The following is a 17706-nucleotide window of genomic DNA, read 5'->3' as shown; positions in this document are numbered from 1 at the left end:
GCGCCTCCATGCCACGTCGCGATGGCGTGGCATGGAGGATGCCGAGTGCGGAGACGGATGCGGTTGCGGTGGGATTGGCGGCTTGAGTCTCGCGTTGGCGAGCGCCGCAACGGGATTCGTTATTAGGGGTTGGGGAGTTATTTGGAGCGGCGTCGCGCGACGTTGCGACTGCCGCAATCGCATGGCATCTACAGCTGTGCAGCTGAGTTAAGCGCGCGATGTTTGGCCGCGTGCTTTCATGCACGCGATGAAACTGAGTTGAGCAGCATTTTCAGGATGCATGCTTGCAGGAAAAGAGGGTAAGCAGCTACGCGCAGCCTCTGCATCAGCCGTGGGAGTTGCCGCACAGCAGTTGCCGTCTCAGGTATTGCCGTTGCCCAGGCACACTAGGCGCGCGCCAGCAGGGATCTGCACTGGCGTGTCGCGCAGCAGATCGATGCCCAGAATCACGGCCGGGCGCGTGTGCAGCTGCATGACCTTGAACACCGGCAGATCGCTGACGCGGACCTCGCCTGCACCATGCGACCACGTGCCAATGCGCAGCGACTGTAAGGTATACAGCCAGGTCGGCACGCTGGCCGCGCCCAGCCCGCGGGTGCCCGTGGCACGCTGGCGTAGCCGCGCATCGCCCTCGGCCAGACCCAGCGCACGGACTGCCGCAGTATTGAGCACGCTCTGCGCCGCGCCGGTATCGATGATGGCCAGCGCCTCCGCCAGCGCGCCGGTATCGCCCTGCAGCTGCGCCTGCACGATGCCGAAGCGCTGCAGCATCGCCGGGCGATCGGGCAGCGCATTGGCAATGCAGCCACGCGTGTCGAGCGTGCCGGGCGGCGACAACGTGAGCTGCCCGGCGGGCAGGTCGAAGCGGGTGTCGAAACGGCCCAGGATGTCGTTGCCCAGAATACCGTCGATGCCGGTGCCGGCCTTGCCGCCCAGTGCGGAGAGGTCGGTCACCATCAGGCTGGCTTTCAACGCCAGGCTGCCTGTCTGTAGATCGAGGCTACGCGTGCGTTGTGGCGCCGCGCTGCTGCCGCCGGCCCCGTGGATCACATTGTCGTGCTGCGCGCGGTCAATGACCTGCGCGGCCTCGGCCACGGACAGATCCAGCACGGTGGCACCGGCCGCGGTATCCACCACAAAGCTCAAGGGCCGCGCGATGCTGGCGATCTGTAGCTGCACACGCGGGTGCTTGCCCTGCAGGGTTAACGGGATCTGGTGTGCTTGCGTCTGCGTCGGAGCGGGCGCTGCGGCCAGCAGCCCGCTGGTCCCTGCGACGCAAAGGCCAATCAAAAGACTCCAGGAATGCATGCGAATGGCGGCACGTCCGTGTGGGTGACGCGCTGATCCTACCGCGCGCTCACCCGGCGGAGGCAAGCAGAAGCATTGCCACCACCAACGCCTGCGTTGGCCATTGTTTGTCTGCATCGCATCGATTGAGCCCTGCAATCAAGCACAGTGTTGCGGCGCCAGGCTGCACGTCGACAATCCCTTGCCGCGCAACGCCTGCGCCGACTTCCGTCTCACCAGTAGTCAGAAACCGCGCCGTTGCATGCATGCCGAACCGCCAGCGCACGCCCCGCGCGTCGGAGTTCCGTTGCCGATGAAACAGTGGCACTCCCGAAACGTGCGTGTTATCAATGCATCCCATGAACGCACCCCGCAGCCAATTTTATTTTTGGTACTACGGTTTTCCGATGCCGCTGGCGGAGGAAGGAGTGCGCTCACCCTGAAGGAAACTTCAGCAGCATTCCCGAAAAGCCGCCAGCGCACACTGGCGGCTTTTTTGTTGCCGCCTCGCCTGGCTTCCCTGATGCACCGCCGACCCGAGACAACGCTATGCCGCCGCTGACCGATGACCTGCGCATCCGCAAGATCGAACCGTTGACCCCGCCCTCGCAGCTGCTGTCGCTGCTGCCCTGCGATGAGCGCGCCTCCGAGACCGTCACCAACGCACGTGCCGCCTTGCACGAGATTCTGCACGGGCGCGACGACCGCCTGGCGGTGGTGATCGGTCCTTGCTCGATCCACGACCCCGTGGCCGCCATGGAGTACGCGCAGCGTCTGCGCCCCTTGCGTGAGCAGTTTGGCGATGCGCTGGAAATCGTGATGCGCGTGTACTTCGAAAAGCCGCGCACCACCATCGGCTGGAAGGGCCTGATCAACGACCCGGACCTGGATGGCAGTTTCCAGATCAACAAGGGCCTGCGGGTGGCGCGTGGCTTGCTGCGCGATATCAACAACCTCGGCCTGCCGGCTGGCGTTGAATTTCTCGACATCATCTCGCCGCAGTACATCGCTGACCTGGTGGCCTGGGGCGCGATCGGTGCGCGTACCACCGAAAGCCAGGTGCATCGCGAAATGGCCTCCGGCCTGTCGTGCCCGGTCGGTTTCAAAAACGGCACCGGTGGCGACGTCAAGATTGCCGTGGACGCGGTGGGTGCGGCCTCGCATCCGCACCATTTCCTGGCGGTGACCAAGGATGGCCACACCGCGGTGGCGGCCACCGCGGGCAATCCGGATTGCCATGTGATTTTGCGCGGCGGCAAGCAGCCCAACTTCGACGCCGCCAATGTGGAAGCATCCAGCCAGGTGCTCAACAAGGCAGGGTTGCCGGCGCGGCTGATGATCGACGCCAGCCACGCCAACAGCGGCAAGAACCCGGACAACCAGCCCAAGGTCATCGACGACATTGCAACGCAGCTGGAAGGCGGCGAGACGCGCATCGTTGGCGTGATGGTGGAAAGCCACCTGGTCGGCGGCCGGCAGGAACTGGTGCCGGGCGGCACGCTGACCTACGGCCAGAGCATCACCGACGGTTGCCTGGATTGGGACACCTCGCTGCAGGTGCTGGAGCGCCTGGCGAGTGCGGTGCGTGCACGTCGTGCGCGGCGGGTTGCCGAGGCGGCGTGATCGTTGAAGCAGCGGTGTGAGAATACGAGGCTTCGCCCGCACCCTCATCCGGCGCTCCGCGCCACCTTCTCCCGGTGGGAGAAGGGATAAAGTCCCTCTCCCGTCGGGAGAGGGGTTGGAGTGAGGGTACGGCGGAAGACAGCCATTCCAAGTCGTGTGCCTGCAACTGACCTGACGTCGCAACAAGTGCGCATGTGTAACAGAGTCAGAGCCCAGAACATTTGACTGCAGCACATCAAAAGCGCATCACATTCATGGTTCGGCATCGTCAAGCAGCACTGAAATATTCAAGGCGCAACACATAAAAACGCGGCACATCCAAACGCAGCACGTCCAAACAAGTGCTTGCACGCCGGCGGCGTTGACGTCGGTGGCGATAATCTCGTTGGCACGAGCGACCAACAAAACGCATCGAGTAGCCTGACGGTGAGCACACTAGTATTGGTCGATAGCGCTCTAAAACAAGAACGTCGGGCCGGCACAGGGAGCCGGCCCGACGGATTGGACACCACCCAGTGATGACCCGATGCCACCGGCGGCAGGAGGGGAGAGAGGGGCGTCCTGCCGCCGGTGACGGGCGGGCAGGAACGTTATCCGCGACGCACGTGCCAGCGCGATGTCGCAGCGTGGCAACGCCAGCAATGAAGTTCGGGAAGCGTTAATGCCAGGTATGGCAATCGCATGTTGAGCTCTGTGCTGTGCGTGCTCACCGACAAAAGCAGGGCTGCAGCGCAGCGTTCGCATGCTGCAAGAATCAGAAGGGTAGGAGCGTTGCCGTCGAACCATGGCGTCCCCGAAAGCACCGTGCTGCGCAGCTTCAGCGCAGCAGTAACAACAGCAACAGCAACAACAACAGCAGCAACAGCAACAGCAACAGCAACAGCAACAGCAAGGCAGTTCGCATTGCCACAGCATGATTTATGCGTGTTGCGAAAAGCGACGACACCCATGATGCGAGCCGCTAAGGCTGCGGCGCCGCCAAGCATCTACGGAAAAGCACCGGCCCAAGTTGAAGTTCGTGCAACACATTGATCGCGCCGCAAAGAGCGGCTGAAACTGACGAATCCCGAATCCCGAATCCCGAATCCCGAATCCCGAATCCCGAATCCCGAATCACCCCAACATATCTCCAGTCTCCAGCCACCGCTGGTGCCACGCCAATGCTTCGGTCAGCAGATGCGGCGTGTGCTTGCCATAGCTGTCGCGATTGGCACGTGTCACGTAGTCTTCCAGCGCGTCGCGGTAACGCGGGTGCACGCAGTGCTCCAGCAGCTGGCGTGCACGTTGCTTGGGCGTCAGGCCACGCAGGTCGGCCAGGCCTTGTTCGGTGACGATTACCGAGACGTCGTGTTCGGTGTGGTCGACATGGCTGACCATCGGCACGATCGAGGAAATGCTGCCGGCCTTGGCGATGCTGGGGCTGAGGAAGATCGACAGGAACCCATTGCGCGCGAAGTCGCCCGAGCCGCCGATGCCGTTCATGATGCGGCTGCCCATGACATGGGTGGAGTTGACGTTGCCGTACAGATCGGCCTCGATCATGCCGTTCATGCCGATGCAGCCCAGCCGCCGCACCAGCTCGGGATGGTTGGAGATTTCCTGCGTGCGCATCACGATGCGCTGCCGGTAGAAATCGATGTTGCGTTTGAACTCTTCGTTGCCTTCCGGGCTGAGCGCAAAACCGGTGCACGAGGCATAACGCAAGACGCCATCGCGCAGCAGCGCAAGCATGCCGTCCTGGATCACTTCGGTGAAGGCTTCCAGGTCGCGGAAACCGCTACGCGCCAGGCCGGCCAGCACCGCATTGGGAATATTGCCCACGCCCGATTGCAGCGGCAGCAGGTTCGGCGGCAGACGACCTTTGCGCACCTCGTGGCGCAGGAAGGCGATCAGGTGTTCGGCGATGCGCTCGCTGCTGTCATCGGCAGCGGCAAACGGGCTGTTGCGGTCCGGGCCATGCGTACGCACCACGGCCACGATCTTGTCCGGGTCGCAGCGCAGGCTTGGCTCGCCGATGCGGTCGTCGCCGTGCAGCAGCGGAATCGGTTTGCGGTGCGGTGGCAGCGCGGTGCCGTAATACACATCGTGCATGCCATCCAGGCCAGCCGGCTGCCAGTCGTTGACCTCGATGATCACTTTGCTGGCCAGGTCCAGCCAGGTCTTGTTGTTACCGATGGAGGTGGACGGCACCAGACTGCCATCGGCGCGGATCGCCGACACTTCCACCACCGCGGTGTCGATCTGCCCGTAGAAGCCGAACCACACGTGCTGGGCAACGTGGCTCAGATGGATATCGATGTAGTCCAGCGTGCCGGCATTGATGCGCTGGCGCGCATCCGGGTCGGACTGGAACGGCATGCGCATGGCGATGCCGTCGGCCTTGGCCAGCGCGCCATCGAGCTCTGGCGCGGTGGAGGCGCCGGTCATCAGCTTGATCTGGAACGCTTCGCCCTGCAGGTGCGCCGCTTCGATGCGCTGCGCCAGCGCCATCGGCACTGCCTTGGGATAACCCGACCCGGTGAAGCCGCTCATCGCCACGGTCTCGCCGGGCTGGATCAGCGCAGCGGCGGCCTCGGCAGAGACCAGGCGGTCGCGCAGCGGCGCGTTGAGGATGCGTTCGTCGGACATGGGCGGCATAGCGGGTGACCGGGGAAGCCGAATTATCGCCGCTGCACTGCCTGGGCGGGCTTCGACAATGATGCAATGGTGTGTTCGCGCAGGCGGCGGAGCAGGCATTCACGCGTCGCCGTCGGCCCAACCGGGATAGTGGCGGCGGACTCATCACACTGCGCACCCATGCCCTCTCTTCGCGATCGCTTCCAGCGCTGGCCCCGGCCATGGCGCATTGCAGTGGTCGTGTTGCTGGGGCTTTATGTGCTGTATCTGCTGGCAGGCAACATTTTTCTCAACACGCCGCTGTTCGATGCCACCACCAACCGGCAGCCGCACAAGTTCACCATGCAGACCGGCCCGGCAATCACGGTGTTTCCGGGGCAGGTGATGGCCTGGAACGTGCGCATGCGCGGGCAGGCCAACCGGACCGTGTACGTCTTCCATGCCGACCGCGCACATGCGCGCATCGCGCTGCTGCCGTTGTTCCGGCGCGAGGTGCGGCTGCCGTGGCTGCATGCGTCCGGCCTCAGTGCCGAGGTTGAAACCGCCGAAAAGGCCATCCCGCCGCCGCCGCGCGGCAACCGCGGCTGGACGCTGCGCTTCGATGCGATCAGCAGTACCAGTATCCGTAGTGCACGCCTGGGCAAGCTGCTCATCGCCGGGCACGGCCACGGCACGGTGGGTTTTCTCAAACAGCTCAAGGGCGGGCCGTCGGAGTTGTTCCCTTCCGAAGCGGGCTTTACCGATGCGGTGGTCAGCTACGACGGCGTGCAGGTGTTCAACGGCGCGCAACTGGACGCGCAGTTCCAGTTCCCCCGCCATTACCGCGACCAGGCGCCGGGGCTGCGCAAGCTCGGCATCACCCGTGCACGCCTGAAGCTCAACGCCAGCACGGTGGCGCTGAAGATCGACACCGGCGCGCCGCACGTGGACATCAGCAGCGGCCCCTCCGCCGCACGCGTGGAGGCCGATATCACGCTGGAAAACGGGGCCTTGAAGCCGGGTAGCCGCGCGGTGTGGCGGCTGCCGTTGCTGGCCGGTGTGGGTGCGACCGATCGCGGCATGCTCGCACTGCAGCTGGATGTAGCGCAGGACATCCGCGTGCAGGCACGGCTGCCGCGCGATGCCGACACAGGCAGCGAACTCGATGCCGATCTGCGCATCGCCGGCCGCAGCATTCCGTTCGCCGCACCGGCGCAACTGCTGCCGCGCCTGTCCGGGCAGATGCGCGGCCGCTGGAAGTTTGAGTCGCTGAACTGGATCGCCGAGTTGTTCGTGCGCAAGCCGTGGTTTCAGCTGGAAGGCGGTGGCCTGGTCGAGGCGGATCTGCGCCTGGCGCAGGGGCGGCTGGCCAGTGGCAGCACGCTGGATATCCCGCGGGTGGAAGCGGTGGCACAGGTGGCTGGCACCCGCCTGGCCGGTGTTGCCAAGGCACACGGGCACATCGACGATGCCGCCACGCCGCAGGCGCATCTGGATGTGGGCATCCCCACGTTCAGGGCTACGCCCAGCGATGCGCCACGGCAGGTATTGCTGGACGGCCGCGACCTGCAACTGGCCATGCAGGGCGATGCGGAGTTGGCGCGCCTGCGCGAAACAATGAAGGCGCAGCTGCGTTTCAGCGATGCGCGCGTGCCGGACCTCACTGTCTACAACCGCTATCTTTCCGGCAAGACCGTGCGCCTGTTGGGTGGCAGCGGCCGGCTGAGTGGCGATGTGGCGCTCAATGCGGCCGGTGACGTGGGCAACGGCCATGCGGACCTGCGCGGGCAGGGCGCGCACCTGTCCATCGCCGGCATCCAGATGCGCGGCGATGCGCAATTGCAGGCGACCCTGCGGCGTGCCGACTTCAAGGCCAAGTTCTTCGACCTGAGCGGCACGCACATTCGCTTGCGCAACATGCGCGTGGGCGATGCCGCCACCGACGCCGCCTGGTGGGGCGAGGTGAAGGTGCCGGCCGGCACGATTCAGGCCACCGCGCCCTTCCAGGTGGATGCCGATGCGGCCGTGCGCATGCGCGATGCCGCGCCGCTGCTGTCGGTGTTCGCACAACGCGCCGATTACCCGCGCTGGGTGCTGGGCCTGCTGGATGCCGACCAGCTCGACGCCACCGGCCGGCTGCGCTGGCGCAAGCAGCAGGTGGTGGTGGACGACCTGCACGCGGAGAACGCACGCCTGTCGCTACGCGCGCGCCTGGCAATTGACGATGAGCACAAGCGGGGCGACCTGTATCTGCGCTGGGGCGTGCTTGGTGCAGGCATCGAGCTCGATGGGCAACAGCGCCAATGGCATCTGGCCGGCGCACGCGAGTGGTACGAGGGGCGCCCGTCCTTGCTGCCGCCGATGGCGAACAAGAAGTGAGCGTGTGCGTAGGAGCGCACCTGGGCGCTAGGTGACCTACCGGTAACGCCACATCGCGCCCGGGGTGTGCTGCTATGGTCTGCTGCGACTGAGCCGATACGCAGGAGCAACTACCAATGCATCTAGTTCGTGGGAAACCACTTTTGTCTCGGTCTGTCGTCATCGGCATGCTTACACAGCGTTGGTGACGCGAATAGCCACGTAGGAGCACACCTGGGCGCAATGAGGATTTCGGTAACGCCCCGTCGCGCCCGGGTGCGCTTCTACGGGTTGCTGCGTCTGACGGAAATATGCAGGAGCAATCGCAAGCGCGTTTGCTCGCGGGTAACCGGACGTGTGGTGGTCTTTTGTCATCGGTGCGCGTACACCGCGTCTGGGTGAGGCGGATAGCCACGTAGGAGCGCGCCTGGGAGCGACAAGGATTTACTGGTAATGCCCGTTGCGCCCGGGTGCGCTCCTGCAAGATGCTGTGAGCGATGGGATCGCCGCAGATGCATGCAATGCCCCGATCACGCCCATCGCGATGCGCACCGCTGCGCGTGACAATCACGCCTGGCTTGGCACACTGCGCTGTGCCGCCTGCGCGGTCTTCAGGAGCTTGCCGTCATGACGATGCCTGTCCGCGCCCGTTGGCGTGCCGTGCCCCGCGCCGTGCGTTGGCCGGTGCTTGCGGTGGTGGCGCTGTACGCCGCGTACCTGCTTCTCGGCAATCTGTTCCTCAACACGCCGCTGGGCACTGCCGCACTCAATCGCACGCCGGACCGCTTCGCCATGCAGTGGCGCGCGGGGATGACCTGGTGGCCCGGCCGCCTGACCCTGTGGGACGTCAACTTGCACGGCCGCACGACGCGCAGCCGTTGGGAGGCGAGCGCGGACCGCCTGCATGGCCAGGTGCGCTTGCTGCCGCTGTTGCATCGCCAACTATTGGTGCCGGAGCTGCATGCACAGGGTGTGCGCGGCGGCTTGCATGCCTCCGACCTGCCTGGCGCTGCTGTGGCATCTCCCGCGCCTGCGTCGGCAACTGCAACTGCAACTGCATCTAGCGCCGCAGCTACAGCGGCAGCTACAAACGGCGCCTCTACGCCACGCACTTCGCCAGCCGATGGGATGCCAGCCAATCCTGCTGCAGCCAATGCAGCCAATGCAGCGAATGCATCCGCCATCTCAGCCGACCAGGCACCCACCGCAGCCACCGCACCCACTGCCGCAACCACCACGGCAACCACGCAGTCAGCAGCACGCTCCACCCGCAGTCAAACCCACTCCCCCGCGTGGACGTTGCAGTTCGATCGCATCGTCGCCGAGCAGGTGCAGGCGCTGACACTTCGCCAGCTGCAGATCGCCGGTGACGGGCAGCTGCAATTCGGTTTGTTCAAGCAATTGCGCGGCGGGCCGATCGAAGTGTTTCCATCGCGCGCGGTGTTCGAACACGCCACGCTGCATTGGGCCGGCACCGAACTGCTGCGCAATGGCCAGTTACGGGTGGAAGCCAGCATTGCCCGGTATACCGCGGCGCAGGCACGCGGCTTGGCAGTGTTGCAACTCACCGACGCGCTGATCGGTGTGCGTGGCAATACCGCCGCGCTGGAAGTGACACGCGATGCGCAAGGAAAAACCAGGCTCAAGACGCGGGCCGGGCAAGGCCGCGCCGATGGCGAGCTGCGCTGGGCGCGCGGTGAACTGCAGCCGGGGAGCCGCCTGCAATGGCGGACGCCGTTGCACGACGGCACTCGCACACCAAACGCATTGCTGGGCGAGCTGGCCGCGCAGTTGCAGGTGGATCAGGACATACGCCTGCGCGTCAGCATGCCCGAGCCGGCCGATGCCGGCCTGACGTTGGATGCGGACCTGCGCGTGCAGGGCCGGCGGTTGCCACTGCAGGCGCCGCGCAACCTGTTGCCGCGGACGTCCGGGCACGCGCGCATGCATTGGCAGCTCGCCTCGCTGAGCTGGATTCCGGCACTGTTTCCCGGCGTGGACTGGCTGACGCTGGAGGGCGACGGCCTGGTGGATGCAGACCTGCGCATCGTGCGCGGACAGCTGGCCGCTGGCAGCCGATTGCAGGTGCCGCGCGTCACCGCGCGCGTGGGCGTGATGGAACACGCCATCGAAGGCCAGGCCAGCGCCGACCTGCGCGTGGAGGCCGATGCCGCCGGCCATCTGCTGCCGTCGCTGGCACTGCGCATGCAGCAGTTCTCGATTGCCCACCGCACGGCACTAACGCGCCCGTTCGTTCAAGGGCGCGATCTGCGCCTGGACCTGCAGACCCGCGCCGACGCACGCACCCTGGCCAGCTTGCGCGACACCACCCGCGCGCATCTGGTGTTCACCAATGCGCGTGTGCCAGACCTGCGCGCCTATAACCGCTACCTGCCGCAACAGCAGCTGCGGTTCGATGGGGGCAGCGGTGCGCTCAGTGGCGATCTGCAGATCGAGCCGGGTGGACGTATCGGCAAGGGCGGTTTGCGCATCGCCGCGCGGGCGGCACGCCTGCAGTTTGCCGGGCTCGCGTTGCGCGGCGATGTGGATGCAAACCTGCGACTGCAACGCGGCGATCTGCGTGCAGAAAATTTCCGCCTTGATGCCAGCCAGATCAACCTGCGCAATGTCGGTTTCACCGGCCCCGATGGACAGCGACGCGATGGCTGGTGGGCGCGCATCGTGCTGGATGACACGCACATGCACTGGCATGCGCCAGTAGGCGTGGACGGACGCGTGCGCATCGACGTGCGTGACCTGGCGTTCTTGATGGCCATCTATGCACGTGATCGGTCGTTGCCCAACTGGATGGTGCGGCTGGTGGATGCCGGCCAGGCGCAGCTCACCGCGCGCGTGCATTGGCAAGGCGATGAGGTGATCGTGGATCGATTGCAGGCGCACAACGCGCGTTATCAGGTGGATGCACGTTTGCGTCTGCGTGGCACGCAGCGCAGCGGCAGCCTGTTGGCGCGCTGGGGTGTATTGAGTGCGGCGGTGGGCTTGCGCAACGACACGCCGGAATGGCATCTGCTACGCGCCGCCGAGTGGTATCGCGCGCAGCCGGATCTGTTGCGCTGAGGCCCGCGCGTGGCGGATCCGGTGTGAAGGAAACACTCTAGTTCTGTACTGCCGGGTATTGTTTTGCAGTGCAGCGTGCAAGTCGCCGAACAGGCGCGCACTATGATCCTGCATCCCGACGTGGGGGAGGGAGCAAAGCCCGCTGGCAGTTCGCTGCAAGCGGGCTTTTTTATTGCCTGAACAGTCTACGCCGTGAGTCTGCGCGCGTGCTCAGGGCAGCGGCAGCATCCACAGACACGGCCCGCCGGTGATGAACAGCCGCTGCTGTGCCTGGTCGAAGGTGCAGTTGGAGGCGGTGCCCGGGGTGGGGATGTGCCCGAGCAGCTGCCCGTCGCTGTCGAATACGCACACGCCGGTGCCGGAGCTGCTCCATAGCCAACCGCCGCGATCCACACAGAAGCCATCCGGCAGCCCGTCCGGGACGCTGGCGAAGTGGCGGCGGTCGTGCAGCGCGCCGTCGCGCCAGGCAAACGCGGTGATTTCCACGCTGCCGTGTCCCTGCTCCGGCGTCTGCGAGACGTACAAGGTCTGCTCGTCGGGCGAGAACGCCAGCCCGTTGGGGTGGTCCAGGTCGGCCATGCGCTGCAGCGGGCCGCCGTCCGGCGGCAGCCGGTACACGCTGTGGTGGGCGAGCTCCGGATCGGCCGGGCAGCCCTGGCTGGGTTTGCGCAAGCCGAACGGCGGGTCGGTGAACCAGATCGCGCCATCGCGCGCCACGATCAGGTCATTGGGCGAGTTGAGCCGCTTGCCGGCATAACGGCCCACCAGCAGGTGGGCCTGGCCATCGGCATCGCTGCGGGTGATGGCGCGCCGGCCGTGTTCGCAGTGCACCAGGCGCTGCTGCGCATCCACCGCGTTGCCATTGGTGAAGGCGGTGGCATCCAGCAGCACATCGACGGTGCCGTCTTCGCGCCACCCCAGCACGCGGCGGCCAACCAGGTCGCTCCACACCAGCGTGCGCTGGGCCTCCCACCAAGCCGGGCCTTCGCTCCAGGTGGCTTGGTCATAGAGGGTGAGCAGGCGCGCATCGCCCAACCGTGCGGCCAGCGCGGCATGCGTGGTGCGGGGCGGGTCGCAGTCGGCGGGAACGGCCGGGCAGGCCGGGCGGACGCGGCAATGGCTGTCCATCATGGCGCCGCTGTTTCATCGAACGGATGCGCTGCCGCCACACCGGGGGAGTGCGCAAACTGCACCATCATCTGCAGGCAGGGCGTGTCGCCCAGTTGGCCGGAGCGGTGGCCGCGTGCGTCGGTGGTGCCCTGGTCCTGGCCGAAATGGATATCGCCAGGGCCCATTTCCACGCGCGTGCCGTCGCCGGTTTCGATAAACCAGCGCCCGCGCAGCGGGATCACCCACTGCGGGTGCGGGCTTTCGTGCCAGTCGCCGACCCAGCCCACCGGCAGCACCGCAAACTGCACGCCCACCACCTCGCCGGGAAACGGCCGCAGCCACTGCGGCGCGGCGCCACCGCCTACGCTCTTGCTCTGGAAGCCGGCCAACTGCGAGGTGTTGAGCCGGCTCAGTCCGTCCGGCCCGGTCCACAGATGCAGGAACGGCAGGCTGGGCGGCAGGGACTGATCGGTACCGTCGTTATGCAGCGCGACCTGCGAGGGCAGGGCCGCGGTGGGTAACAGGGTGGGCGACATACGGTGACCTCGTGCGAAAACCGCAGTGCAGCATGGCGTTTGTCAGGGCGTTGTCTGCGAGGCGTAAAAGGTCGAACCGGTGCACAGGGCGACTGTGGACGTTGCATGCGACCTTGCTGGCAGGTGGGCGGGGTCTTGCTGACGATGGCGATGACATCAGCACGGCATGCCTTGGCGCGCAGTTCGGGCAGGCGCGTCGGTCGCCGGCGCGTGGTCGGCGCGTAGCTTCAGCTGCACTGCCTGACGCCTGAGCGCGATACGCACGTCCTGAGATTGCAGCCGTGTATCGCGGCCTACCTGCCCACGGCTGGGATTGCGGGAATTCCCACCAGCGGCAACTGACCTCCGCTTCAGCCAAAAGCGCTGCCCCTGCCGGAACCACTCAGACCCGGTCGCGTCTGCAACACGGCGCCGCATCCGTTAGAATGAGATCAATTCTCATTTAATCCCGGGTGCACCTTGCCCGGGTCCGGCGTCCAGGAGGTCATCGTGTCGGCCACGCAAGTCGCGCTTCAGCAGCAGGTGGAGCGCCTGTACACCGACCACCACGGCTGGCTGCAGGGCTGGTTGCGGCGCAAGCTGGGCGACGGGTGCGTGGCGGCCGACCTGGCCCAGGACACCTTCATCAGCGTGATCGATGCCGGCGCGGCCGACCAGATCCGCGAGCCGCGGCCGTTCCTGGCCACCATCGCGCGGCGGCTGATGGCGCACCGCCAGCGGCGCAAGCTGCTGGAGGCCAGCTACCTGGAGATGCTGGCCACGTTGCCGGAAGAACTGGCGCCTTCGCCGGAGCTGCACCTGCTGGCGCTGGAGGCGGTGCAGCAGCTGGACCAGGCGCTGGACGGCCTGCCGCCGAAAGTGAAGGAGGCCTTCCTGCTGGCGCACCTGCACGAGCTTAGCTACGCGCAGATCGCGCAGCGCCTGGGGGTGTCCAGCAGCTCGGTCAAGCAGTACCTCACGCGCGCCAACCGGCAGTGCCTGTTCGCGGTGTCGGCCTGAGTGGTGGCACCGATGTCTGCGAGCAACGCCAGCACGCCGCGCACGCCCCTGGCCGGCGGGCAGCCGATCAGCGCTGAGGTGGCCGACCAGGCCGCCGAGTGGCTGACGGTGCTGATGTCCGGCACCGCCAGCGCGGAGCAAGTGCGTGACTGGGAACACTGGCGCGCCGCGCATCCGGACCACGCGCGGGCCTGGGCGCATCTGGAGGCGGTGACCGGGCGACTGAAGACGTTGGCACCGCAGGCGGCCTACCGCAGCCTGTCGCCGTATGCCGATGGCAAGCGCCCCGCCTCGCCGGGCCGACGCAAGGCGCTCAACCTGGTGCTGTGGGGCGGGGTGGCCGGCGCCACCGGGCTGCTGGCCACCCGTACCCAGCGCTGGCAGCAGGCAACGGCCGACTACGCCACCGCCACCGGGCAGCGCCGGGTGCTGCAACTGGGCGACGGCACCCGCCTGACCCTCAACACGCGCAGCGCGGTGGATGTGCGCTTCGATACGCACCAGCGCCTGCTGGATCTGGTGGCCGGCGAGATCATGGTGGTGACCGCGCACGCGCTGGGCGCCGCGCAGGACCCGCGCCCACTGCTGGTGCGCACCGTGCACGGCGATGTCCGCGCGCTGGGCACGCGCTTTTGCGTACGCCAGGACCAGGCGCAGAGCCGGGTCACGGTGCTGGAGAGCGCGGTGGAGATCCGCCCGCGTGATGCCACTCACGCCGCGCGCCGCGTGCAGGCCGGCCAGCAATGCGTGTTCAATGCCGCGTTCCTGCAGGCGCCCGGGCCGGCCGATGCGCAGGCCACCGCCTGGGAGCGTGGCCAGTTGATTGCCGAAGAGTTGCGGCTGGATGCGTTCGTGGCCGAGCTGGAGCGCTATCGCCCCGGGCTGCTGCGCTGCGACCCGGCGGTGGCCGGCTTGCGCGTCTCCGGGGTGTTTCCGCTGGACGATACCGACCGCATCCTGGCCATGCTGCCCAGCGTGCTGCCGGTGCGGGTGCGCCAGCGCAGCCGCTACTGGGTGAGCATCCAGGCGGCCGGTTAGGCGCAGCGATCAAACGACTGCGTAGCTGCGAGACGGGTGCGGCCGTTGCTCGAAACCCTGATGGTCCTACGGACACTCCAGTTCCTCTGCGCCGTCCGCATCTGCTGACGATTGCTCGCTACGTTTTTTTCGCGGATCCAAGCACGGCGATCGCGCTGCGGCGCCCCGCAGATCGCGCAGCATGTGGCGCAGCGCCGTGTTGAACTGGGCGGGCACTCTGATGGGCGAGGCGCGTATCGCCGGGCTGGTCGGGGTTCTGGAACGGCTGCCAGGCACGCAATGCCGTGGTGTCGGCGAGTCGGTATGCGTCCGAAGTTCCCAACGCGCCATCTGCGGGTGCTCGCGCAAGACACATCCGTCCCGCGACTGCGCGCTGGTCATCAGTCAGTTCGGCGCGGGTCTGCATACGCCCGGCAGACACCGCCGCCGCGAGACCTGAAAAAAATTGCGAGATGGTCTGCCCGATCGGCGCGCTCGTGGCACCTCCTTGATGACGGTGTCAGTGCGACGCCACCTTAGATTGCGGGAACCCCATGTCCATCTCCGACCGCCGCCGCGGCCACCACGCTGTTTCGCTGCCCTTCTCACTGCCGCGCGCTGCACTGCCCAGGCCCATCGCCACTGCGATTGCGCTGGCCCTGTGCGGCCTGACGGTGCTCGCCGCCAGTCCCGCTGCCGCCGCGCAGGATGCCCAAACCGCGTCCGCGGCCCGGCAGCGCTACAGCATCCCGGCCGGGCCGCTGGCACCGGCCCTGCGCAGCCTGGCCGGCTCGGCCAACCTGTTGCTGAGCTTCACCGCTGCGCAGACCGATGGACGCACCACCGCCGGGCTGGACGGCGACTACACCGCGGCCGGCGCGCTGACTGCGGTGCTGGCCGGCAGTGGGTTGCAGGCCGTGCCATTGCAGACCGGCGGCTACGTGTTGCGCCCGGCGCCCGCGGCGGTGACCAGCCAGGGCGAAGTGGAGGCCTGGCTGCTGCCGACGGTCAAAGTCACCGCGCAGGCCGAACGCCGCGCCGCCACCAGCGGCACCGGCAGCTATACCGCGCGCGCGGTCAGCATCGGCCGTGGCGAGCAGCGCCTGAAGGACATCCCGCAGTCGATCAGCGTGGTCACCCGCCAACTGATGGACGAGCAGAACATCACCTCGGTCTACGACGCGCTGGCCAGCACCACCGGCATCACCATCGTGCAGAGCCCGCAGGGCGGCAAATACATCTATGCGCGCGGTTTCGACATCACCACCGTGCAGTACGACGGCGTGCCGCTCAATCGCGGCATGTATGGCCGCGCCAGCAACTACAGCGCCAACATGGGCATCTACGACCGTGCCGAAGTGCTGCGCGGCGCCGCCGGCCTGCTGCAGGGCGCCGGCAACCCCAGCGGTGCGGTGAACCTGGTGCGCAAGCGCCCGCTGGATGTGCCCGGCGTGAGCGTGATGCTGCAGGCCGGCTCCTGGGACCGCTATGGCGCCTTGCTGGATGCCAGCGCCAACCTCACCGACGATGGCGCCTTGCGCGCGCGCGGCGTGATCGACTACCAAGATCAGCGCTCGTTCGTCGATGGTGTGGAGCGGCGCACCCCCACCTATTACGGCACGCTGGATTACAGCGTCTCGCCGCAGACGCAGGTCAGCCTGGCGGCTAGCTACGAAGAAGTCGAAGGCCGACCATTTTTTGGCGGCCTGCCGAGTTACACCGACGGCCGCGATATCGGCCTGCCGCGCAGCACCAACCTGGGCGCGCAGTGGAACCGGCAATCCTCGTCCAATCGCGGCCTGTACCTGGACCTGGACCATCGCTTCAACGCCGATTGGGTGTTCAAGCTCAGCGCGGTGCAGGTGCATGAGCGGCACAACCTCAAGTACGCCAGCTCCAGCCGCGCGATCAATCCGGACAACGGCATCGGCGCGCTGCTGGCGGCGCGCACCATTTCCGAAGCGGACGTGGCCGGCGTCGATGCCAATGTGATTGGTCATTTCAACGCGCTCGGGCGGCGCCACGAGTTGGTGTTAGGTAGCAACTACGCCGAAACCACAGTGGATACGGTCTACGGCAACAAGAACAACTTTCAGACCTTCAACGTGTTCTCGCTGCAACGCAACGTGCGTGCAATCAGCGATGAAGAAATCTTTGCCAGTGCGCGCGAGGCGCGTCACGGCACCTCGCGCGAGCTGGGTCTGTACAGCGCGTTGCGCTGGCAACTGACCGACCCGCTGAAGGCGATCGTGGGTGCACGCGTGAGCTGGCACGACACCAAATGGAACACCACCACCACCGGGCTGTCGCCCTCGCAGTCGATCGAACACACCCGCGAAACCGGGCAGGTCACCCCGTATGCCGGCCTGCTGTACGCACTCACGCCCACCTGGTCGGCGTATGCCAGCTATGCGGATATTTTCCAGCCGCAGAATGCGCAGAACGAAGCCGGTGAAATGCTCAAGCCCATGACCGGCGCCAACTACGAGTTGGGGCTCAAGGGCGAGTGGCTGGACGGACGCATCAATACCGCCTTTGCGCTGTTCCAGGTGGAGCAGAAGAACCGCGCGCAGGCCGACCTGAGCACCAGCCCCACCTGCCGCAACAACGATTTCTGCTACATCGACAGCGGCAAGGTGCGCAGCCGCGGCTTCGATGCCGAGGTCAGTGGCGAAGTGCTGCGCGACTGGAACCTGTTCGCCGGCTACACCTTCAACCGCACCACCTATCTGCAGGATGTCAGCAGCCAGGGCCAGACCTTCAACAGCTACACGCCCAAGCACCTGCTGCGGGTGTGGACCACCTACCGGCTGCCGGGCGTGTTGCAGGACGTCACCGTGGGGGGCGGCGTGAGCGCGCAGAGTGCGGCGTATCGGCAGATCGGCGCGGCCACTGCTGATATTCCCGGGCGCGCGGTGTGGAATGCGCTGGCGCGTTACCAGGTGAACCGGCAGTGGTCGCTGGCGGTGAACTTCAACAACGTGTTCGACAAGCGCTACTACAGCACCTTGTCGAGCTTCGTCAATGGCCGCTATTACGGCGAGCCGCGCAACGTGATGGTGACCCTGCGCGGCGCGCTGTAATGCGCCGCTACATGCACGCG

Annotated in this window: 11 protein-coding genes and 1 other RNA gene; 7 read left to right on the top strand and 5 right to left on the bottom strand. The window is 66.5% G+C overall.

All coding sequences use genetic code 11. The features are described 5' to 3' along the window. Positions 1 to 360: 360 nt before the first annotated feature. Positions 361 to 1179 (bottom strand): pepsin/retropepsin-like aspartic protease family protein, encoded by an 819-nt coding sequence (locus QRM89_RS09555; protein WP_285447890.1) that lies wholly within the window; start codon positions 1177 to 1179, stop codon positions 361 to 363. A gap of 657 nt (positions 1180 to 1836) precedes the next feature. Here QRM89_RS09555 and QRM89_RS09550 point away from each other — a divergent pair. Next, positions 1837 to 2910: a 3-deoxy-7-phosphoheptulonate synthase gene (locus QRM89_RS09550; RefSeq protein WP_070689544.1), complete on the top strand. Its 1074-nt coding sequence runs from the start codon at positions 1837 to 1839 to the stop codon at positions 2908 to 2910. Between the two features lie 590 nt (positions 2911 to 3500). On the opposite strand, the gene QRM89_RS09545 is transcribed toward QRM89_RS09550, so the two are convergent. Continuing rightward, positions 3501 to 3860 (bottom strand): hypothetical protein, encoded by a 360-nt coding sequence (locus QRM89_RS09545; protein WP_285447889.1) that lies wholly within the window; start codon positions 3858 to 3860, stop codon positions 3501 to 3503. A 163-nt stretch (positions 3861 to 4023) separates the two neighbouring features. Further along, a complete protein-coding gene (locus tag QRM89_RS09540) occupies positions 4024 to 5538 on the bottom strand; it encodes an acetyl-CoA hydrolase/transferase family protein (protein ID WP_285447888.1) in 1515 nt (504 codons plus the stop codon). Positions 5539 to 5706: 168 nt separating this feature from the next. On the opposite strand from QRM89_RS09540, the gene QRM89_RS09535 reads away from it, so the two are divergent. Beyond that, entirely contained in the window at positions 5707 to 7884 is a 2178-nt protein-coding gene (locus QRM89_RS09535) for a hypothetical protein (protein WP_285447887.1), read from the top strand. Positions 7885 to 8490: 606 nt separating this feature from the next. Continuing rightward, positions 8491 to 10941 (top strand): hypothetical protein, encoded by a 2451-nt coding sequence (locus QRM89_RS09530; protein WP_285447886.1) that lies wholly within the window; start codon positions 8491 to 8493, stop codon positions 10939 to 10941. 210 nt (positions 10942 to 11151) lie between these two features. On the opposite strand, the gene QRM89_RS09525 is transcribed toward QRM89_RS09530, so the two are convergent. After that, positions 11152 to 12069 carry an SMP-30/gluconolactonase/LRE family protein gene (locus QRM89_RS09525; RefSeq protein ID WP_285447969.1) on the bottom strand — a complete coding sequence of 306 codons (918 nt, stop codon included), beginning with the start codon at positions 12067 to 12069 and terminating at the stop codon, positions 11152 to 11154. Continuing rightward, on the bottom strand, positions 12069 to 12587 hold the full coding sequence (locus QRM89_RS09520; protein ID WP_228425154.1) for a hypothetical protein: 519 nt from the start codon (positions 12585 to 12587) through the stop codon (positions 12069 to 12071). Before QRM89_RS09520 ends, QRM89_RS09525 begins: the two co-directional genes overlap by 1 nt. 489 nt (positions 12588 to 13076) lie before the next feature. On the opposite strand from QRM89_RS09520, the gene QRM89_RS09515 reads away from it, so the two are divergent. The 4 genes from QRM89_RS09515 to QRM89_RS09500 all read left to right on the top strand — a co-directional run bounded on the left by QRM89_RS09515 (position 13077) and on the right by QRM89_RS09500 (position 17686). After that, positions 13077 to 13586 carry a sigma-70 family RNA polymerase sigma factor gene (locus QRM89_RS09515; protein WP_011038677.1) on the top strand — a complete coding sequence of 170 codons (510 nt, stop codon included), beginning with the start codon at positions 13077 to 13079 and terminating at the stop codon, positions 13584 to 13586. A 12-nt stretch (positions 13587 to 13598) separates the two neighbouring features. Next, positions 13599 to 14624, top strand: a complete 1026-nt coding sequence (locus tag QRM89_RS09510; RefSeq protein WP_285447885.1) for a FecR domain-containing protein — start codon at positions 13599 to 13601, stop codon at positions 14622 to 14624. Between the two features lie 60 nt (positions 14625 to 14684). Next, a non-coding RNA gene (locus tag QRM89_RS09505) (sX9 sRNA) lies at positions 14685 to 14758 on the top strand. A 399-nt stretch (positions 14759 to 15157) separates the two neighbouring features. Beyond that, positions 15158 to 17686: a TonB-dependent receptor gene (locus QRM89_RS09500; RefSeq protein WP_285447884.1), complete on the top strand. Its 2529-nt coding sequence runs from the start codon at positions 15158 to 15160 to the stop codon at positions 17684 to 17686. The last annotated feature ends 20 nt before the right edge of the window (positions 17687 to 17706 follow it).

The organism is Xanthomonas sp. LMC-A-07, assembly GCF_030208825.1.
Classification (GTDB): Bacteria; Pseudomonadota; Gammaproteobacteria; order Xanthomonadales; family Xanthomonadaceae; genus Xanthomonas; species Xanthomonas campestris.
This window is presented reverse-complemented; position numbering and strand designations above follow the sequence as displayed.